This window comes from Burkholderia sp. 22088, from assembly GCF_052045915.1.
Taxonomy (GTDB): domain Bacteria; phylum Pseudomonadota; class Gammaproteobacteria; order Burkholderiales; family Burkholderiaceae; genus Burkholderia; species Burkholderia cepacia.
Genome location: NZ_JBQEPY010000006.1, coordinates 272,206 through 291,720 on the forward strand (window position 1 = coordinate 272,206; position 19,515 = coordinate 291,720).

Annotated in this window: 16 protein-coding genes; 6 read left to right on the forward strand and 10 right to left on the reverse strand. The window is 68.4% G+C overall.

The features are described from left to right. Positions 1–3: 3 nt before the first annotated feature. From ACTJLD_RS14020 to ACTJLD_RS14060, 9 genes are all read right to left on the reverse strand, one after another. Positions 4–426: an ExbD/TolR family protein gene (locus ACTJLD_RS14020; RefSeq protein WP_226255090.1), complete on the reverse strand. Its 423-nt coding sequence runs from the start codon at positions 424–426 to the stop codon at positions 4–6. Continuing rightward, positions 423–1,166, reverse strand: a complete 744-nt coding sequence (locus ACTJLD_RS14025; protein WP_440659055.1) for a MotA/TolQ/ExbB proton channel family protein — start codon at positions 1,164–1,166, stop codon at positions 423–425. Before ACTJLD_RS14025 ends, ACTJLD_RS14020 begins: the two co-directional genes overlap by 4 nt. 14 nt (positions 1,167–1,180) lie before the next feature. Further along, entirely contained in the window at positions 1,181–1,516 is a 336-nt protein-coding gene (locus ACTJLD_RS14030) for an energy transducer TonB (RefSeq protein WP_264164957.1), read from the reverse strand. Between the two features lie 590 nt (positions 1,517–2,106). Further along, positions 2,107–3,246, reverse strand: a complete 1,140-nt coding sequence (pqqE, locus tag ACTJLD_RS14035) for a pyrroloquinoline quinone biosynthesis protein PqqE (protein ID WP_059698500.1) — start codon at positions 3,244–3,246, stop codon at positions 2,107–2,109. A gap of 1 nt (position 3,247) precedes the next feature. Beyond that, a complete protein-coding gene (pqqD, locus tag ACTJLD_RS14040) occupies positions 3,248–3,529 on the reverse strand; it encodes a pyrroloquinoline quinone biosynthesis peptide chaperone PqqD (RefSeq protein ID WP_021160296.1) in 282 nt (93 codons plus the stop codon). After that, entirely contained in the window at positions 3,526–4,245 is a 720-nt protein-coding gene (gene pqqC, locus ACTJLD_RS14045) for a pyrroloquinoline-quinone synthase PqqC (protein WP_175864717.1), read from the reverse strand. The genes pqqD and pqqC overlap by 4 nt, the downstream gene beginning before the upstream one ends. A 2-nt stretch (positions 4,246–4,247) precedes the next feature. Beyond that, a complete protein-coding gene (pqqB, locus tag ACTJLD_RS14050; protein ID WP_059698503.1) occupies positions 4,248–5,171 on the reverse strand; it encodes a pyrroloquinoline quinone biosynthesis protein PqqB in 924 nt (307 codons plus the stop codon). Positions 5,172–5,232: 61 nt separating this feature from the next. Further along, entirely contained in the window at positions 5,233–5,307 is a 75-nt protein-coding gene (pqqA, locus tag ACTJLD_RS14055) for a pyrroloquinoline quinone precursor peptide PqqA (protein ID WP_006485436.1), read from the reverse strand. 320 nt (positions 5,308–5,627) lie between these two features. Then, on the reverse strand, positions 5,628–7,646 hold the full coding sequence (locus ACTJLD_RS14060; protein WP_027790657.1) for a sigma-54-dependent Fis family transcriptional regulator: 2,019 nt from the start codon (positions 7,644–7,646) through the stop codon (positions 5,628–5,630). 316 nt (positions 7,647–7,962) lie between these two features. Here ACTJLD_RS14060 and ACTJLD_RS14065 point away from each other — a divergent pair, with 316 nt between their 5' ends. Further along, the gene (locus ACTJLD_RS14065; protein WP_440659059.1) at positions 7,963–8,997 is read left to right on the forward strand and encodes an alpha/beta fold hydrolase; all 1,035 of its coding nucleotides are present in this window, start codon (positions 7,963–7,965) and stop codon (positions 8,995–8,997) included. Between the two features lie 46 nt (positions 8,998–9,043). Here ACTJLD_RS14065 and ACTJLD_RS14070 read toward each other — a convergent pair whose 3' ends face one another. Then, positions 9,044–11,428: a TonB-dependent receptor gene (locus ACTJLD_RS14070; protein WP_440659060.1), complete on the reverse strand. Its 2,385-nt coding sequence runs from the start codon at positions 11,426–11,428 to the stop codon at positions 9,044–9,046. Positions 11,429–11,857: 429 nt separating this feature from the next. Here ACTJLD_RS14070 and ACTJLD_RS14075 point away from each other — a divergent pair, with 429 nt between their 5' ends. The 5 genes from ACTJLD_RS14075 (at position 11,858) to acs (ending at position 19,443) form a co-directional block, all read left to right on the forward strand. After that, on the forward strand, positions 11,858–13,579 hold the full coding sequence (locus tag ACTJLD_RS14075) for a methanol/ethanol family PQQ-dependent dehydrogenase (protein ID WP_301826143.1): 1,722 nt from the start codon (positions 11,858–11,860) through the stop codon (positions 13,577–13,579). Positions 13,580–13,650: 71 nt separating this feature from the next. Next, positions 13,651–14,892, forward strand: a complete 1,242-nt coding sequence (locus ACTJLD_RS14080; RefSeq protein WP_440659062.1) for a c-type cytochrome — start codon at positions 13,651–13,653, stop codon at positions 14,890–14,892. Between the two features lie 86 nt (positions 14,893–14,978). After that, positions 14,979–15,293, forward strand: a complete 315-nt coding sequence (locus ACTJLD_RS14085; protein ID WP_059698511.1) for a high-potential iron-sulfur protein — start codon at positions 14,979–14,981, stop codon at positions 15,291–15,293. Continuing rightward, a complete protein-coding gene (locus ACTJLD_RS14090) occupies positions 15,277–17,184 on the forward strand; it encodes a sigma-70 family RNA polymerase sigma factor (protein ID WP_440659063.1) in 1,908 nt (635 codons plus the stop codon). Before ACTJLD_RS14085 ends, ACTJLD_RS14090 begins: the two co-directional genes overlap by 17 nt. Positions 17,185–17,460: 276 nt before the next feature. Further along, a complete protein-coding gene (gene acs, locus ACTJLD_RS14095; RefSeq protein ID WP_440659065.1) occupies positions 17,461–19,443 on the forward strand; it encodes an acetate--CoA ligase in 1,983 nt (660 codons plus the stop codon). Positions 19,444–19,515: the final 72 nt, after the last annotated feature.

Genomic DNA, 19,515 nt, shown 5'->3' on the forward strand with positions numbered 1-19,515 from the left:
GAGCTATCGGCCGCGAGCGGGCGCGGTAACGAAGCCGACTTTCGTGAGACCGGCCGCCTGTGCGGCCGAAAGCAGTTTTGCGACGCTGTCGTAGCGGGCCGCGCGATCGGCGGACAGGCGCACTTCCGGTTGAGGCGCGGTGCGGGCCGCCGCCGCGAGACGCGCCGCCAGCCCGGTTTCGGACACCGGCTGCGCGTTCCAGCTCACGCCGCCGCCCGCATCGATCGAGACATCGACATGCGGCACGCTCGTATCCTCGCGCGGGCTCGCCGCCTGCGGCAATGCAACGCGCGCGGCGTGATGCAGCACCGGCAGCGTCACCATGAACACCACCAGCAGCACGAGCATCACGTCGATCAGCGGTGTCATGTTGATCTCGGCTGCGAGCGCATTCCCTTCGGGCGCGTCGTCCGGGCCGGCGTTCATGCTCGCGCTCCGTCGGCGGCAGGGTGCAGGTCGGCCGGCATCCTGGTCGCCGGTTCAGGGCGCCCGGCGGGCTCGGGCACGCTTCCGGTCAGCAGCAACAGATGCAGCCCGTGCGCGAAGCGGTTGAGCCGTGCAACGATATCGCGCGACAGCCGCACCAGCGTGTTGTAGCCGAGCACGGCGGGGATGGCGACGCACAGTCCGAATGCCGTCATCACCAGCGCCTCGCCGACCGGCCCCGCTACCCGGTCGAGGCTCGCCTCGCCGGTTGCGCCGAGCGACAGCAGCGCGTGATAGATCCCCCAGACGGTGCCCAGCAGTCCGACGAACGGTGCGGTGCTGCCGATCGACGCGAGCACGCCGAGCCCGCGCTGCATCCGCGCCGCGGATTCGTCCACCGACGTCTTCAGGCTGCGCGACAGCCAGTCGCTCGCGTCGATCCGGTCGTGCAGCCGGTGCCGGCTCGCCTCGTGATGCGCGATCGCCGCCTGGCCCGCGCGAACGAGATCGACGAACGGCCTGTCCTGCCCTCCGAGCGTGTGCATCGCGCCGGCCGCGCCGCCGTCGTCCCGAAAGCGCGCTTCCGCGCGCGCCGCGCGGCGCCGGATGCCGACGAGCTCGATCGCCTTGATCACGATCACCGTCCACGATGCGATCGACATCGCGACGAGCAACAGCGCGACCGCGCGCGTCATCGGGTCGCCCTGCGTCCATACGTGACCGATTCCGTAGATTGTCATGATGAAGTGTCCTGTCAGTCGTCGAGATTGAACGCGATCGGCGCGCGTGCCCGCGTCGGCACCGGCGCGCCGTCGAACACATGCGGCGCGCAGCGGCTCGCCAGTACGGCTTCACGCGCCGCCGCGTCGAGACGCGGATAACCGCTGCCGGTCACGACACGCGCGGCGACGATCTGCCCCGCCGCATCGGTCTCCAGTTCGACGACCACGGTGCCGTGCTCGCCCAGCCGCAGCGACTGCGGCGGGTAGTCGGGTTTGACCAGCGCGCAGTCGGGATGCGCGACGAAGCGCGGCGGCGCCGACACGGAAGACGATCGGGATTCGGGTTGAGTCTGCGTCTGCGTCGGCATTCGTGCGGCCGCATCGTCGTGCGGCGTATCGCGTTGCGCCACGGCCGGCGAGGACGGACCTGGCCGTGCCGGAGCCGGCACAGGCACGTCATGCGCCGGCGGGCGGGGACGGCCGGACGCAACCTGCCGGTTCGTCCTCAACGCACTGCCCGCAGATGATCGGGGCGCGGACGTAGCCTCCTGCACCGCGCGCGACGCGGCAACCGGCTTCGCCTTCGCGGCCGCCGTCGTCGACGCCTCCGGCGCCGCCGCGATCAGCGTCGCCACCATCACCTGCCGTTGCAGTGGTTCGCGTCGTACGATCTGCTCATGTGCGAGCAGAACGAACAGGGCGGCATGCAGAGCGCATACGACAGCGAAGACCGACGCGACGCAAGTTCCGCGACGGCGTACCCGATCGCCAGCGGCACCACGCACGTCGGTCGCCTGCCGCGTTCCGAAGGCAGCGGTGCTCATCGCGCCCGCCTTCGCGCGCTCACCCATCCTCGTACACGCGCGCCACATCGCCGACATGAAGAGGAATGCATATCTATCGATCCGGCTTCCATCGCATTGCCTTGCCCTGTTCACCCCGCCGCCGCCGTGCCTTGTCAGCAGTCGCAGGCCGCTCCACACTGCGCGAGCGAATTCTCCTTGCTGCGGAACACCAGCGGCTGTTCGTCGCGCGGCGCGGGTCGCCGCGCGAATTGCACGGCCTGCTCGACCCGGCCGTGATGCGCGGACTTCTCGCACACCGGATCGGGCTGCGCCGGGTCGCCGGCCAACTGGTACGCCTGGCACCGGCAGCCGCCGTGATCGACATGCCGCTCGTCGCACGTGCGGCACGGCTCGCGCATCCAGTCCTCGCCGCGATACGCGTTGAATGCATCGCTGTCGTACCAGATTTCCTTCAGCGACCGGTCGCGCACGTTCGGCAGCGCGAGCCCCGGCAGCGACCGCGCGGCATGGCACGGCAGCGCGGTGCCGTCCGGCGCGACGCCGAGAAACACCGAACCCCAGCCGTTCATGCACGCTTTCGGGCGCCGCTCGAAATAGTCGGGCACGACGAACAGGATCTTGCAGCGTTCGCCGACCAGCTTGCGATAGCGGTTGACCGTTTCCTCCGCCTCGCGCACCTGCTCGACGGTCGGCATCAGCTGGTCGCGGTTCACCATCGCCCAGCCGTAGTACTGCGTGTTCGCGAGTTCGAGGTAGTCGGCGCCAAGGTCGAGCGCCATCTCGATGATCTGTCCGACGTGCGGCAGGTTGTAGCGATGCAGCACGCAGTTGAGCACCATCGGGTAGCCGTGCGCCTTGATCAGCCGCGCGACGCCGCGCTTCAGCTCGAACGTGCGCGTGCTCGTCAGGAAATCGTTCAGCTCGCGCGTCGAATCCTGCAGCGACAACTGGATATGGTCGAGCCCGGCCGCCTTGAGCCGCTCGATGCGCGTGACGTTCAGCCCGACGCCCGACGTGATCAGGTTCGTATAGAAGCCGAGCCCGCGTGCATGCGCGACGAGCGTCTCGAGGTCGTCGCGCTGCAGCGGCTCGCCGCCCGAGAAACCGATCTGCGCGGCGCCGAGCGCGCGCGCATCGCTGATGACCGTGCGCCACGCATCGGTGTCGAGCTCCGCGCCGTGCGTCGCGAAATCGACCGGGTTGTAGCAGAACGCGCAGTGCAGCGGGCAACGGTACGTCAGTTCCGCGAGCAGCCACAGCGGCGCGGACGGACGGGAAGTGTCGGGGGCCATGTCAGTCGAGCCAGCCGCGCAGTCGCGCATGATCGAGGAATCGGTACACGTCGGTCGCGAGGTCCGACTGGCTGAACAGGCGCTCGAGTTCGCCGATGATGTCGTCCAGCTCGCGCGTGCCGTCGCAACGCGCGAGGATCTCGCCGGCACTCGGGTTCAGTTTGACCATTCCTTCCGGATAGAGGAGCACGTATGCATCCTGGGCCGCCTCCCATTGCAGGCGGTACATGCCCCTGAGGCAGGGGCGCAGCGGCACGCCGCTGGCAGCTTCGATCGCGTTCATAGCGGGTAGGCCTTTTCGACGGCGTCGAGCATCGACCACAGGATGTCGAGCTTGAATTGCAGGATTCCGAGCGCACGCTGCTGCGCATCCGGCGTCGTGAAGTGCTGCAGCGTCACCGCAAGCCCGTGCTCGACGTCGCGCTGCGCAAGCGGCACGCGGCTGCGGAAGTAATGCAACCCGTCCGGCTCGATCCACGGGTAATGCGACGGCCAGCCCGCGAGCCGGTCGAGATGGATCTGCGGCGCGAACATCTCGGTCAGCGACGAGCACACGGCTTCCTGCCATGGCGCGCGCCGCGCGAAATTCACGTACGCGTCCACCGCGAAACGCACGCCGGGCAGCACGTGCTCGAGCGACCACAGTTCGTCACGCGAGAGACCGCACGCCTCGCCGAGCCGCACCCATGCCTCGATGCCGCCTTCGTTGTCGCCCTGCCCGTCGTGGTCGATCAGCCGCTGGATCCAGCGGCGCCGCGTGTCGCGGTCGGGGCAGTTCGACAGGATCGCCGCATCCTTGAGCGGGATGTTGATCTGGTAGTAGAAGCGGTTCGCGACCCAGCCGCGGATCTGCGTGGGCGAACAGGCGCCGCTGTTGAGCCGGCGGTTGAACGGGTGATGGATGTGATAGCGCGATTCGAGCGCGCGCAGGCGCGCCTCGAATTCGGTCGCGCTCCAGGGCGTCGGATGCAATGCCGTAGCGGGAATCGGAGCGTTCATGGTCAGACCTGGAATTGCATGCCGTCGTGCGCGACGTCGATGCCATGCGCGCGCAGTTGCGCGTGCTCGACGGAATGCGGATCGAGAATCGGATTCGTGTTGTTGATGTGCGTGAGCACCTTGCGCGTGCGCGCGGGCAGCGTGTCGAGCCAGTCGATCATGCCGGGCCGCCCGTGCTCCGCGCATTGCGCGAGATGCCCCATGTCGGCCGCGTGCTTGCGCGACAGGCCGAGGTCGATCATCTCGGTGCCGCTCCAGAACGTGCCGTCCACCAGCACGAGATCGGCGCCGTCCATCGCCGCGCGCACGTCGTCGGTGACGGCCGCGAGCCCCGGCGCATAGAACGCGCGCCGGCCGCTCGCGACATCTTCGATCGACAGCGCGATGTTGTCGCCGGGTGCGGCCGACGCACGCCGCGGCGAATAAGGCGGCGCCTTGCTGTCGACGGGAATCGCGGTAAAGCGGACCCCGCTCGCCGCCGGCACCGTGAACGGCTCGCCGAGCACGATCGTATGCGCGGCGACGCCGCAGTAATGGCCGAGCAGCGGCACGAGCGGCAAGCCGGTCGACAGGTCGTCGAGCACCGGCGCGCTCGCGTAGAGCGGCAGCGGCGTCGAGCGCTCGCGCAACATCAGCAGGCCCGTCACGTGATCGATCTGCGCGTCGCACAGCACGACGGCGGCGATGCCGCTGTCGCGAATCGCGCGTGCCGGCTGCAACTCCGGATCCGCGCGCAACTGGGAAAGGATGTCGGGCGACGCGTTGACGAGGATCCAGTCGATGCCGTCGTCGCTGACCGCGATCGACGACTGTGTGCGAGGCAGCACGTGGCCGCTTCCGCTGCGCGCGCGGCGACAGTTCGCGCAATTGCAGTTCCATTGCGGCAGGCCGCCGCCGGCTCCCGAGCCGAGTATCTTGATCTTCATGGGCGTCAGCTCCCGACGCCGCCCGCGCCGATCACGGCAAAGCGGGCGGCACGCTCGGCGATCAGCGGTTGGCGATGTACATCGTGATTTCGAAGCCGAAACGCAGGTCGGTGTAAGACGGGGTGGTCCACTGCATGATGTGTCTCCTGATTGAGTAGATGAGTTGCGTCGGTGAGTCGGTGAGTCGTACAACCGCGGCAATCGAGCGGTCGGTTCCTATTCAGCAAGGAGCGTGCCGAGGCCGCCCTTCGACGGCCCGACAGCGACACGCGGCGCTCGCCCGGGCATCGGGATGCAATCCTTACGATTTGCCTACGCGATTGACGCGAATGCGGTTCGACGCCACGGCCGCACGATGCGCATGGGCGGTGACAGGTGTTGAATCGTTGAACACCGGTGTTGCAACTTGACACACCGGCTGTGACAGGCCGCGCGGCCGCGAACCCGTGGCGCGCGTCAGCTTTCGTCGGACGGCTGGCGCTGCGGGTCGGCGGCCGGCATTTTCCGGTAGATCGTGTTGCGCGACACGCCGAGCGCGCGCGCCGCCGCGGACACGTTGCCGCCGTGGCGCGCCAGCGCAGCGGCAATCGCGGACGCGGCGACATCCTGCAACCGCGCATCGCCCGCCGGGAGCGCGTCCGCGGGCCATGCCGCGGCGGACGGATCGTGCGCGGCCGGCTCGGCCCGGGTATCGTCGCGGCGCAGGTCGTCGAAGAAATCGTCCGGCAGGTGCTCGCGCCGGATCTCGCCGTCGTCGTCGACCATCGCCGCCGCCGTGCGCAGCAGGTTGCCGAGCTGGCGGAAGTTGCCGGGCCACGCGCAGCGCACGAACAGCGCCATCACGTCCGGCGCGACGGACAGCGGCGGCCGGCCCGGGCCCGCGTAGGCCTCCCGTTGCAGCATCTTCTGCACGACCACCGCGAGATCCGTGCGATCGCGCAGCGGCGGCAGGCGCACCACGAGGCCGTTCAGCCGGTAGTACAGATCCTCGCGAAAGCGGTTCTGCGCAATCATGTCGCGCAAGTCGCGGTGCGTCGCGCAGATGATCGCGATGTCCACGGCGATCGTCTTCGTCGATCCGAGCGGGTTGACGAGGCGCTCCTGCAGCACGCGAAGCAGCCGCACCTGCAGCGGATACGGCATGTCGCCGATCTCGTCGAGAAACAGCGTGCCGCCGTTCGCCTGCAGCAGCTTGCCGATCGAGCCCTTGCGGCGCGCGCCGGTGAATGCGCCCTCTTCGTAGCCGAACAGCTCGGACTCGATCAGCGTCTCCGGAATCGACGCGCAGTTGACCGCGACGAACGGCGCATCGCGCCGCGGCGAGTCGTTGTGGATCGCCTGCGCGAGCAGCTCCTTGCCGGTACCGGTCTCGCCGGTGATCAGGATCGGGATGTCCTTGCCGATCACCTTGCGCACCTTCGCGATCACGCATCCAACCTGCGGATCGCCGGTGTCGAGGTAGTTGAGCCGCGACAGGCCGGCCGACGTGCCGGCCGCCGGCGCGGGCACCGCGTTCGCGCGCGCGGCCGGCGCACCCGCGTCGTGAACGTCCGTCGGCCGGCTGCCTTCGGCGAGCGTCGCGCGCCGGAAATGCACGCGCGCGCAGACCACCGCGCCGGTGCCGAGGTTCAGCATCAGGTGCCGGTCGGTGCTCGCGCGCATGCGGTCGATCAACTGTGCGCTCGTGACGTCGAACAGCGACGACAGCGTATGCGCACGCAGCGCGGCGAGCGGCATGCCGAGCTGGAACTGCGCACTGCGATTGGCCGACAGGAAACGGCCGTCGGCGGTGAACGCGACGATCCCCTCCATCAGCGTGCCGAGGAACTCGGGGCGGCCATGGAACGACACCTGCAACGTCTCCTGAAAGGTCGTCGTAAACAGGTGATTCTCGATCATCTGCACCGACATCTTCGCGAGCGCCATCGTGTGCTGGTGGTAGCTGCGGTGGTCGCCGGTCACGTCGAGCACACCGATCGCGTCGCCGTACGGATCGAGGATCGGCACGCTCGAACAGGTGAGGAAGCGGTTCGCAGCGAGGAAGTGCTGGTCGCCGTGAACGACCATCGGGCACAGCTCGGCGAGCGCCGTACCGATCGCGTTGGTGCCCTGCCGGTCCTCCGCCCAGTTCGCGCCCGGGCGCAGCGCGACCTTCTCCGCGCGGCGCAGGAAATCGTCGTCGCCGATCGAATGCAGGATCAACCCCTGCGCATCGGTCAGCACGATCATGCTCTGCGTGTTGACGATCTGCTCGTGCAGCGTCTCCATCACCGGCATCGCATGCGCGCACAGCACGCGGCTCTGCTCGCGCTTGAGCACCAGCGCCGCGCTCGACAGCACGTCGTAGTCGGGGCGTGCCGAGACCTGCAGGCCGAACGTCTCGGACCGCTCATGGGCTTTCTGGATCGACGGCGCGGGCCAGCCGGCGGAATGCGCGGCCCGCGATCCGGCCGCCTGCTCTACGTCATCGCGCATTGTCTCCTCCGGGGATCTTCCGGTCAGTTGCCGGACTCTTTGCCGTCATTGCAAGCAAGCATCGGGCCACGCGAGGGGCACGGCCCCAATCGAAAGCAGATTGCAAGACACGATCCGGCTCCGCCGGGCAGGTCGGGGCACCGGACGGTGCCGGTCTTCGTGATACCGCGTCTGCCCGATGCGTGACTACCCGTGCGAATCCCGATCTTTGCGGCTGGCGCGTTTCTGGCTTTGTCGTGGATCAAATACAGTGGTCGCCCGGACACCCGTGCGGCCGCGTGACGATTGCCCCGATTCCCCGAACCGATTCGACACGATGCCTGCCCAGATTCGCACCCTATCCCGATCCCGACCCGCGTCGCCGGCGTCACCGTCCACGCCCGCCGCGCCCGTTCGCGGACGCTTGCACCGCGACGCGCAATCGATCGCGTTCTCCGTCGCCGGCGCGGCGCACGGCCATCCGGTCGTGGTGCTGCACGGCGGGCCCGGCAGCGGCAGCCAGGCCGGCATCCTGCGGCTGTTCGACCTGACGCGGATGCGCGTCGTGCTCGTCGACCAGCGCGGCGCGGGCGCGTCGGCACCACGCGGCGGCACACGCCACAACGACACCGCGCGGCTGATCGACGATCTCGAAGCGGTGCGCGCGCAGCTCGGCATCGCGCGCTGGGGCGTCGTCGGCGGCTCGTGGGGCGCGGCGCTCGCACTTGCATACGCGGGCACACATCCCGCACGAGTCACCGGCGTCGTGCTGCGCGGGCTGTTCCTGACGTCGCGACGCGAAGTCCGCCGGTTGTTCACGACGTCGCGAACGCGCGCGCCCCGCGAATGGCGACGCCTGTACGCGGCGGCCGGCTGCAGCCAGCCGGATCGCCTGCTGTCGTGCTGCGCGCGGCGGCTGCAACCCGGCGCGAGCGCGGCCCGGCAGCGAGCGGTGGCGCTTGCGTGGCACGCGTACGAGAACGCCATCCTCGCATCGCCGAACCCGCGCCGCTCACCCGCGGATGCGATCCGCTCGCACAAGACCGTCGCCCGGCTGATCGACAAGTACCGGATCCAGGCGCATTACCTGCGACACGACTGCTGGCTCGGCGAGCGCCGCGTGCTCGCGCTCGCGCGCCGGGCGGCGCAGGCCGGCGTGCCGCTGTTCGCCGCGCACGGGATGCACGATCCCGTCTGCCCGGCCGCCAACGTCACCCGCCTCGCGCGTGCCGTGCCCGCGGCCGCGATCGAACACGTGAGCGCCGGGCACCTCGCAAGCGACCCGGCATTGGCACGCAGCATCGCCCGCGCCGTGGCCGCGATGTTCGCGGCGGCACCGCTCGCCCGACCGGGCCCGTCGCGCACATCTTAAGCGCCGCTCGGGCTGCGACGCAGCAATGCACGCAGCCGGGCATAGCTCAATCCCACGCGTAGCGCACGCCGACCCACGCACCGCGCGGCGCGCCCGGTCCGACGAACTGCTCGTTGACCGGATTCGCACCGTCGAACGTGTGATTCGGCCCGTTGAAGAAGTTCTGGCCCAGCACGCCGAAGCTCGCATAGCGCTTGTCGAACAGGTTCGTCACGCTCGCGAAGACTTCGAAGCGCTTCGTGATCCGGTAACGCATGTCGAGATCGACGAGCACGTAGCCTGAAATCCTGCCGTTCACGTCCTGGTTGTTCTCGTCGCCGCGCGCATACACGCCGCTGCGCCACGTGACGTTCGCGCCGATATCCCACCTGGGCGTCGCCGCGTAATCGAGCCGGAGCTTCACCGTGTGCGCGGGAATACCCGGGATATGGTCGCCTTGCTTGACGGCCACGTTGCCGTTCGCATCGGCCGCCGAATTCGCCGGGCTGTGCTCGGTCCACGACGACCGGTAGGTCGCATCGACATAGCTGTACGAAAGCCCGACACCGAGCGGGCCGAACCGCGTGCGGCCCGCGAGTTCGATGCCTTGCCGCCGCGTATCGCCGACGTTGCGGAAATAACCCTGCGCGCTTGCCGGACTGCTGATGAACTGGATGTCGTCGGTCAGCGTCGTGCGGTAGGCTGCGGCGCTCCAGGTCGTCGCGGCGCCGATGCGGCCGCGCATGCCGGCTTCGAACGTCTTCGAGATCACCGGCTTGAGCGCCGGGTCCGCGATGAAGTCGTTCGGCAGCGAGCACGGCGCGGCCGGGTCCGCGCATGCGAGTTCGATCGCGGTCGGCGAGCGCATCCCTTCGTTGTACGTCGCATAGGCGGTGAAGCCCGCGACCGGGTTCCAGTTGAGCCCGAGCGCCGGGTTGAACCGGGAGAACGTATGGTTGCCGTCGAGCAGCGGCTGCACGCCGCTCTCGTCGCCGATCTGCGCCTTCGACCAGTCGTAGCGGCCCGACACCGTCAACGTCCAGTGCGGCGTCAGCGACAGTGCATCGCTCAGGTACACGCCGAGGTTCGCATTGCGCGTCTTCGCGCGGGTCTGCTGCACGAAATCGCCTACGCCGATCGCCGCGCGCGTGTCGGTGAAATACGCGTCCTGCGACGATGCGACGTAGCTCGAGGTCGCGACATCCGCCGCCACGCCCGCGATCAGCTGGTTCGCCATCCCGCCGAGCTTGCCGAGCAGCGTGAGCTGCAGGCTGCCACCGTAGCTGTCGGTCACGATCGTCGACTGCGCGTTGGTGCCCTGCACCGTGTCGACCGTGCCGTCGTCGCCGACCGATCCGTAATCGGTATTGTTGTTGCTGCTGATGTTGGTGTTGCGCAGGTGCCGATAATACGCATTGCCGCTCAGCTCGACGTGCTCGCCGAAGAAACGATCGCCCGACAGCGTCAGGTAGCCGGCGCTGTTGCGGTTCAGGTCGGGATAGGTGTACGCCTGCTTCCGGTTGTCGAGGAACGAGCGCGGGATCGTCTGGGTGCCGTACAGCGCGTTGTCGGCGCCGCCTGCGGAAATCGACAGCGTCGTGTCCGAATCCGTGTAGCGCAGCTTGCCGAACGCCTGCCGCACGCGGCTCGCATTGTGGTCGGCCCAGCCGCCGTCGTTCGCGACGTTCGCCGTCGCGTAGTAGTCGAGGTTCGAGCCGATCGTGCCGCCCTGCTCGATGGCGGCCGTCTTGCGGCCCCACGAGCCGCCCGACACCTCGGCTTCGCCGCCCGGGTTCGACTTGCCGTTCTTCGTCGTGATCGCCAGTGCGCCGCCGAGCGTATTGCGTCCGTACACCGGGTTGGAGCCCGGTATCAATTGCATCCGGTCGATTGCCTGCGTCGGCAGGATGTCCCAGTTCACGACGTCGCCGAACGGCTCGTTCACGCGCACGCCGTCGACGAACACCGACAGCCCCTGCGGCGTACCGAGCAGCGGCGATGCGGTGAAGCCGCGATAATTGACGTCCGTCTGGTACGGATTGCCCTGCGCCTCCGAGATCGTCACGCTCTGCAGGTTCGCGGCGAAGAAGTCGGCAAGCGTCGCGCGGTGCTGCGCATCGAGTTCCGCCGCGCGTACCGTCTGCACGTTTGCCGGCACCTTCTGCAGCGGCGTACCGATCCCGAGCAGCGGCGTCGTGCCGACGACCACCACCGTCGGCAATGTGACGGCCGGCGCTTGCGGCGCGACGGCGGCCGGCGGCACGGCGCCGCCCGTCGCGGCCGTGCCGTCCGCAGGCTGCTGCGCACGCGCGCCGCCCGTCGACAGGCCGAACAGCGCGATGGCGCCGAGGGCCGGCCCGAGAAGCGCGCCACGCATCACGCCACCGTGCCGCGCGCGACGCGCGCGTCGCATCACGCCGCCCTTTCCGGCTGCCTTTGGCCTCCTGATCATTTCATTCGTCTCCATGCTTGTATTTCGCCGTGGTGTGCCCCGCACCGCGCGGCGTGCTGTTGTCGCGAAGCAGCGTGCGAGAACCGTGCCAGCCGCGTCGGCACGACGCCCGCGCGCGTCGCCGCGCACGGCATGCGTGACACCGGCGCGGGCGGCGCTCCACCTGTCACGGATGCCGCGCCACCTGTCATGTTTGGCAACACTGCGCGCACGGGGGTGTACCTGAATGCAACACCTTCGTTGACACGTGCGCGCGACGCGTCCGACGCCGCACGACGCACGATGCGCCCGTGTGCCGCGTCACACCGGCTTCGCGCCGCGATGGCATGCGACTTGCGTGAACGGCTGCGCACTCGGCCCGGAATCCCCACCGTGCCGGCGCGACGAACCGTTCGCGGCGGTGCGACCACAATGACTCAGGAGACAACCATGAAGAAACTCTCGGCTTCAGCGAGCCGGCTGGCGACGATCGGCATCGCGGCGGCAGCGGCCATCGCGCTGAACCCCGGCCTCGTCGAAGCGGCCGCGGACTACCCGGCCGTGACCTACCAGCGGCTGACCGATGCGCATACCGATCCGGGCTGGCTGACCTACTACCGCACCTACGACGGCCAGTCGCATTCGCCGCTCAAGCAGATCGACGCGTCGAACGCGAAGGAACTCAAGCAGGTGTGGGCCTACAAGTTCCCCGCCGAGCTGAAGCAGGGCTTCGAAGCCACGCCGATCATCAACGGCAACTACCTGTTCGTGACCACGCCGAAGGACAACGTCTACGCATTCGATGCGAAGAGCGGCAAGCAGCTGTGGAAATACGAACCGAAGCTTGGCGCGGCATCGTTCAAGACCGCATGCTGCGACGTCGTCAACCGTGGCGTCGCGCTGTACGGCAAGAACGTCTACGTCGCGATGCTGAGCGGCGAGGTCGTGGCGCTCGACGCGCAGACGGGCAATCTCGTCTGGAAGAAGCAGATGTTCGAGCCCGGCCTCGGCTATGCGTTCTCGCTCGCGCCGCTCGCGCTGGACGGCTCGATCATCGTCGGCACCTCCGGCGGCGAATACGGGATTCGCGGGTACATCGCCGCGCTGAACCCCGAAGACGGCTCGCTGGTCTGGAAGCGCTACACGATCCCGAGCCCCGGCGAAAAAGGCGCGGACACCTGGCCCGACGGGATGCAGGCGCACGGCGGCGGCGCCGCCTGGCTGACGGGCACGTACGACGCGGCAAGCCGCACGCTGTACTGGGGCGTCGGCAACCCCGGCCCGTGGCTCGCGGCGCTGCGTCCCGGCGACAACCTGTATTCCGACTCGCTGCTCGCGCTCGATCCGAAGAACGGCAACCTGAAGTGGCACTACCAGTACACGAGCAACGACACGTGGGACTACGACGGCGTCAACACGCCGATCCTCGCGGACATCAAGTACAAAGGCAAGGACTACGACGCGATCATTCACGCCGACCGCAACGGCTTCTTCCATGCGATCGATCGCACGACCGGCAAGCTGATCTACGCGGAGCCGTTCGTCACGGCAACGTCGGTCACCGGCTACACGGCCGACGGCAAGCCCATCGCGGACCCGTCGAAGTTCCCGAAGGCCGGCACGACGATCGACACGTGCCCGAGCTTCCTCGGCGGCAAGAACTGGTGGTCGGTGTCGTACGACCCCGCGCGCCACATCGCGGTCGTACCTTCCCTTCACGCGTGCATGAGCCTGTCAGGCAAGTCGGTCAGCTACATGGAAGGCCTGCCGTATCTCGGGGAAGGCTTCGAGATCAAGCCTGAACCGGGCAGCCAGGGTTATGGCGAACTGCAGGCCATCGACGTGAACACCGGCAAGAAACTGTGGGGCCACTGGTCGAAGAAGCCGTGGAACGGCGGCGTCGCGACCACCGCGAGCGGTCTTGCGTTCAGCGGCTCGCTCGACGGCCACCTGTATGCCTTCGACACGGCGACCGGCAAGGTGCTGTGGGAGAGCCCGCAGCTCGCGAGCGGCATCATCGCGCAGCCGTCGGTGTTCGAGGTCGACGGCAAGGAATATGTCGCGGTGCTCGCCGGATACGGCGGCGCGAACCCGATCTGGGGCGGCCCGATGGCCGACGTCGCGAAAGACGTTCCGCGCGGCGGCACGCTCTACGTATTCGCGCTCGACTGAACGCGCGTCGCGCCCGGCATGCGCCCGATCCGGGCGCGACGCCCCCACTGTTTCAACCGGAATGCACGACCATGAAAACTCGACTCGCTCCCCTAACCCTCGCCAGTCTGCTCGCCGCGGGCGTGGCGCTGACCCCGATGTCCGCCGCGGCCGGCGGCGTGCGCGTCTGCACGCTGCCGGGCAGCCCGACCGCCGCCCTCGACATGTCGGTCGCACGTGAAGTGCTGCGAACCGCCGGTATCGCCGCCTCGTTCAACCGGCGCGGCGTGGACGACGACGGCGGCGACGACGGCATCTCCGCCGCCGAACTGAAGCAATCGCTCGAACGCGACTGCGACATGATCGCCGGCTTCCCGCGCTCGGCGATCGCCGATGCATCGAATGCCCGGATGAGTTTCTCGCAGGGGTATCTGCGCTCCAGCTACGTCAGCGTGACGCTGCGCGACGCGCATGCATCGTCCACCGGCAAGGAAACGATCGCGGCCACGTACTCGAGCCCGTCGCAACTGATCGCGGCACAGGCGACGAACGCCCGCTTCGATCTCGAGAACACGTCCGAGCAGACCATCGACGCGCTCGCGACCGGTCGCGCACAACGCGCGATCGTCTGGTATCCGAGCGTCGTGGCGTACCGGCGTGCGCATCCCGGCCAGCCGTTCCGGATCGCGGCCACGGCGTCGCCGTACTCGGACTGGCAGCTCGCGTTCGCGTTCGGCCCCGATCGGGACGCGCTGCGGCAGCGCATCGACGCGGCGTTGTCGCGGCTGAATGCCAACGGCCGGATCGCCGCGCTCACACGCGGCTGGAACCTGCCGGAAAACATCGCTCAAGCGGCCAATATGCCGTCGCGCGGCCGCTTCCTCGACGGCGCGGTCGCGTCGGCCGGGCACTCGCGCACCGGCGTGCTGCTCGCCGGCGGAACACCCGCGACGGGCGGCTTCATCAAGGTCTCGGCGAATGACGAAAACGGCGTGCCGTCGTTCGACAATGCGCAGGCACAGCACGGCAAGAAGCTCTATACCGATGCCTGCGCGAAATGCCACGGCGACCAGCTCGAGGGCAATACCGCCCCCGCGCTGAGCGGGGAATCCTTCGCGCCCGAGGGCAAGTCGCACATCACGGTCGGCGGCATCTTCCAGTACATGTCGAACAACATGCCGGCCGATCGCCCCGGCAAGATGACGGCGCAGGAATACGAGGACCTGATGGCGTTCCTGCTCTATTCGAACGGTTATGACGCGTCGAAGAGCAAGCTGACCGCCGATGTCGCCACCTCGTCGAAGGCGCCGCTCGTCGCCGGCCCGCGCAAATAACGCTTTTTTCTCCCTTCGCTTCGATCGACCGCCGCGCCGGGAAGCCATCCCGGCGCGCGGGCCGGTTTTTTATTCAGGAAAACGACATGATCTCCCGCACTCGCAGAACCTTCATCGTTCAGACCGCCGGCCTGTGTGCCGCACTCGCAGCCGGAACCAGCGCATTCGCGGCAGCGCCGCTCGTCGACGAAAACGACGCGGCCGCGAAGACGCTCGGCTACCGCGCGAAGGCGACGACCGTCGATGCCGGCAAGTTCCCGAAGTACCAGGCCGGCCAGACGTGCTCGAACTGCCGCTTCTACAAGGCCGTCGCCGGCGAATCCTCCGGCACGTGTCCGATGTTCGGCGGCAAGGCGGTTGCCGCCGAAGGCTGGTGCAACGTCTATGCAAAGCTTGCTTGATCCCGGGCGCGGGCGCGAACACGACGGCGTGCCGCGCGGCGGCGCGAATGCGGAGCGCACGGACCGTTTGAATGCGCTGGTCGCGCTGGGCATCGGTCGCGGCTACGTGACGCGCGGTGAAATCGTCGACGCGCTGCCCGACGATGCCGCGGACGGCGCGGATTTCGACGCCGCCGCGTCGATGCTCGGCGAATGGGGAATCGAGGTACGCGAGCACGTCGACTCGCGAAGCGCATGGACGCTCGATCGTCATTTCGCGCGAGTGACGGACACGACGTCGCCGCTCGCCGACGCGCCGGCCCCGCTCGCGACCGCCGATCTGCTCGCGGCCCGCACAAGCGATCCCGTCCGCATCTACCTGCGCGAAATGAGCGCGACACCGCTGCTCGACCGCGAAGAAGAGATCGCGCTCGCGCTTCATCTGGAAAGCGGCCGCGCGGCGTGCATCGACGCATTGAGCCGCGACCCGGCTGCGCTCGACGCCGTCGCGTCGATCGCCGGCGACATCCGCGCCGGCAAGGTGGCGGCATCGGTCTACGTGACGGGGTTCGTCGGCGACGCCGAATCGCCTGATGAAGCGCCCGCGACTTTGCCCGGGGAATCGCCCGGCAACGCAACGGCGCCTGATTCGGCCATGGAATCACCGGAGGGGGAGGACGACACGGACCGCGCGCCGGACAGCCCCGCATGGCGCGACAGCGTCGTCGCATCGCTCGACCGCGCCGGCGCGCTGGCCGCCGGGATGCAGCACGCATTGCGCACCGGCGGTTTCGCGTCGGCCGGTTACCGGGCGCTGCTTCGCGAGGCCGTCGCGTCGACCGGCAGGATCCGCTTCACCGCGCGTGCGATCGAGCGCATCGGCCGCGCGATTCGCGACCGTGCAACGCAAGCACGCAAGTTCGAACAGCGCATCGTCGACATTCTGGCCGAATCGGGCATCCGCACCGATTCGCCGCGCCGCGACCTCTTCATGCCGTGCGACGACGTGCGCGCATGGATGACCGACTGCATCGCCGCGCATGCCGGCTGTACCGCCGCCCTCGCCTGCCGCGCGCCGGCGCTGATCGAAGCACGCACCGCGCTCGCCGGCCTCGCCGGCGAGTCGAGCCTGCCGCTCGACATCGCGATCGCGATCGACGCGCGACTGTCGCGTATCGAGCGCGCGATGCAGCCCGCGAGAACGAAGCTGTTCCAGAGCAATCTGCGGCTCGTCGTGTCGATCGCCAAGCGCTATCCCGATCGCGGCCTGCAGTTTCTCGACCTGATCCAGGAGGGCAATCTCGGCCTGATGAAGGCCGTCGATCGCTACGATCACCGGCGCGGCTTCAAATTCGCGACGTACGCGACCTGGTGGGTCCGGCAGGCCATCACGCATGCGATCGCCGATCAGGGCCGCACGATCCGCGTGCCCGCGCATACGGTCGACGCGATCAACAAGCTGGCCCGCCTTGCGCGAACGCATGCGCAACGAACCGGCGAGGTTGCCGGCGCCCCGACGCTCTCGGCGCAGATGCGGATCCCGGTCGACAAGGTGCGGGATCTGATGGATATCGTGCGCGAGCCCATCTCCGCGAACCTGCCCGTTTCTCCCGATCACGACCTCACGTTGTGCGACGTCGCGATCGACCACGCCGCGCCGACCCCGGAAGAATCCGCGAGCGCCCGCCAGCTTCGCGCGGCGGTTGCGGCGCTGATCGACCGCCTGCCGGCACGTGAAGCGTGGATTCTCCGCTTGAGGTACGGCATCGACGTCGAAAGCGAGTATTCGCTGCGCGAGATCGGCCGGCAACTGAACCTGTCCGCCGAACGCGTTCGCCAGATCGAGGTGTCGGCGCTCGAACGGATCAGACAGTTCGGGCACGCACCGGCGCTTCGGTCGCTGATCGCCTGACGCCGCCAGGTCGCCCCGCCGCGCTCCGGATCGGGCGGCCGACCACCTTCCCCGGCGCGCGTCACCTGTTGAGGACTGCAACACGATGTGCTGCATTTATGAACGGCCGGCTGGGACTTACGGTATCAACCTCGTCGCCCGTTCGACCTGATCGCTCGAAACGCGCACGGTGCGCCGCGACTTCCGCCGAATGCGCGCATCGATCGTTGATGCTGGCATGCATGTTGCGTTTTCCCGAACAGCAGCCCTGCATCCCAAGAACGCATGGAGACACGCTTGTCCACGATTGAATCGGTTCTTCACGAAACCCGCCAGTTTGCGCCGCCCGCGGCGCTCGAGCAGGCGGCGACAATTTCCGGCATGCCGGCCTATCGGGCGCTCGTCGCCGAGGCCGAGCGCGATTACGAAGGCTTCTGGTCGCGCCTCGCGCGCGAGGGCCTCGCGTGGCACAAGCCGTTCACGAAAGTGCTCGACGAGTCCAACGCGCCGTTCTACAAGTGGTTCGACGACGGCGAGCTCAACGCGTCGTACAACTGCCTCGACCGTCACGTCGAAGCCGGCAACGGCGAGCGCGTCGCGGTGATCTTCGAAGCCGACGACGGCACCGTCACGCGCGTCACCTATGCGGATCTCCTCGCCCGCGTGTCGCGTTTCGCGAATGCGCTGAAGAAGCGCGGCATCGGCAAGGGCGACCGCGTCGTCATCTATATCCCGATGTCGATCGAAGGCATCGTCGCGATGCAGGCCTGCGCGCGCATCGGCGCGACCCACTCGGTCGTGTTCGGAGGTTTCTCCGCGAAGTCGCTGAACGAGCGGCTCGTCGACGTCGGCGCGACGGCGCTGATCACGGCCGACGAGCAGGCGCGCGGCGGCAAGACGCTGCCGCTCAAGAGCATCGCCGACGAGGCGCTCGCGCTGGGCGGCTGCGAAGCGGTGAAGAGCGTGATCGTCTATCGCCGCACCGGCGGCAAGATCGACTGGCATGCCGACCGCGACCTGTGGATGCACGAACTGACGGCCGCCGAATCCGACACCTGCGAGCCGGAATGGGTGAGCGCCGAGCATCCGCTGTTCATCCTGTACACGTCGGGCTCGACCGGCAAGCCCAAGGGCGTGCAGCACAGCACCGGCGGCTACCTGCTGTGGGCCGCGCAGACGATGAAGTGGACCTTCGACTGGAAGCCCACCGACGTGTTCTGGTGCACGGCCGACATCGGCTGGGTCACCGGCCACACGTACATCACGTACGGCCCGCTCGCCTGCGGCGGCACGCAGGTCGTGTTCGAGGGCGTGCCGACCTACCCGGACGCCGGCCGCTTCTGGAAGATGATCGGCGACCACAAGGTCAGCGTGTTCTACACCGCGCCGACCGCGATCCGTTCGCTGATCAAGGCCGCCGAAGCCGACGACAAGGTGCATCCGAAGAGCTACGACCTGTCGAGCCTGCGCATCATCGGCACGGTCGGCGAGCCGATCAATCCGGAAGCGTGGATGTGGTATCACAAGCACGTCGGCCAGGAGCGCTGCCCGATCGTCGATACGTGGTGGCAGACCGAGACGGGCGGCCACATGATCACGCCGCTGCCGGGCGCGACGCCGACCGTGCCCGGTTCGTGCACGCTGCCGCTGCCGGGCATCATGGCCGCGGTGGTCGACGAAACCGGCCAGGACGTGCCGAACGGGCAAGGCGGCATTCTCGTCGTCAAGCGCCCGTGGCCGGCGATGATCCGCACGATCTGGGGCGATCCGGAGCGCTTCAAGAAGAGCTATTACCCCGAGGAACTCGGCGGCACGCTCTATCTCGCCGGCGACGGCACCGTGCGCGACAAGGACACCGGTTACTTCACGATCATGGGCCGGATCGACGACGTGCTGAACGTGTCGGGCCACCGGCTCGGCACGATGGAGATCGAATCGGCGCTGGTCTCGCACGAGCTGGTGGCCGAGGCGGCCGTGGTGGGCCGTCCTGACGACACGACGGGCGAGGCGGTGGTCGCGTTCGTGGTGCTCAAGCGTGCGCGTCCGGAAGGCGAGGAGGCCGCGGCGCTCGCGAAGACGCTGCGCGACTGGGTCGGCAAGCAGATCGGGCCGATCGCGAAGCCGAAGGACATCCGCTTCGGCGACAACCTGCCGAAAACGCGCTCGGGCAAGATCATGCGGCGCCTGCTGCGTTCGCTCGCCAAGGGTGAAGCGATCACGCAGGACACGTCCACGCTCGAGAACCCGGCCATCCTCGACCAGCTGAACCGTTCGCTGTAACACCGCCCGCCCGGGCGGAGCGTTTCGCTTCGTCGCGGTGCCGGGATGCGCTCGCATTCCGGCACTCGCGAA

Coding starts and splice junctions, on each gene's coding strand:
- ACTJLD_RS14020 (WP_226255090.1), bottom strand. CDS start 426: ATGAACGCCGGCCCGGACGACGCGCCCGAAGGGAATGCGCTCGCAGCC.
- ACTJLD_RS14025 (WP_440659055.1), bottom strand. CDS start 1,166: ATGACAATCTACGGAATCGGTCACGTATGGACGCAGGGCGACCCGATG.
- ACTJLD_RS14030 (WP_264164957.1), bottom strand. CDS start 1,516: ATGCCGACGCAGACGCAGACTCAACCCGAATCCCGATCGTCTTCCGTG.
- pqqE (WP_059698500.1), bottom strand. CDS start 3,246: ATGGCCCCCGACACTTCCCGTCCGTCCGCGCCGCTGTGGCTGCTCGCG.
- pqqD (WP_021160296.1), bottom strand. CDS start 3,529: ATGAACGCGATCGAAGCTGCCAGCGGCGTGCCGCTGCGCCCCTGCCTC.
- pqqC (WP_175864717.1), bottom strand. CDS start 4,245: ATGAACGCTCCGATTCCCGCTACGGCATTGCATCCGACGCCCTGGAGC.
- pqqB (WP_059698503.1), bottom strand. CDS start 5,171: ATGAAGATCAAGATACTCGGCTCGGGAGCCGGCGGCGGCCTGCCGCAA.
- ACTJLD_RS14060 (WP_027790657.1), bottom strand. CDS start 7,646: ATGCGCGATGACGTAGAGCAGGCGGCCGGATCGCGGGCCGCGCATTCC.
- ACTJLD_RS14065 (WP_440659059.1), top strand. CDS start 7,963: ATGCCTGCCCAGATTCGCACCCTATCCCGATCCCGACCCGCGTCGCCG.
- ACTJLD_RS14070 (WP_440659060.1), bottom strand. CDS start 11,428: ATGATCAGGAGGCCAAAGGCAGCCGGAAAGGGCGGCGTGATGCGACGC.
- ACTJLD_RS14075 (WP_301826143.1), top strand. CDS start 11,858: ATGAAGAAACTCTCGGCTTCAGCGAGCCGGCTGGCGACGATCGGCATC.
- ACTJLD_RS14080 (WP_440659062.1), top strand. CDS start 13,651: ATGAAAACTCGACTCGCTCCCCTAACCCTCGCCAGTCTGCTCGCCGCG.
- ACTJLD_RS14085 (WP_059698511.1), top strand. CDS start 14,979: ATGATCTCCCGCACTCGCAGAACCTTCATCGTTCAGACCGCCGGCCTG.
- ACTJLD_RS14090 (WP_440659063.1), top strand. CDS start 15,277: ATGCAAAGCTTGCTTGATCCCGGGCGCGGGCGCGAACACGACGGCGTG.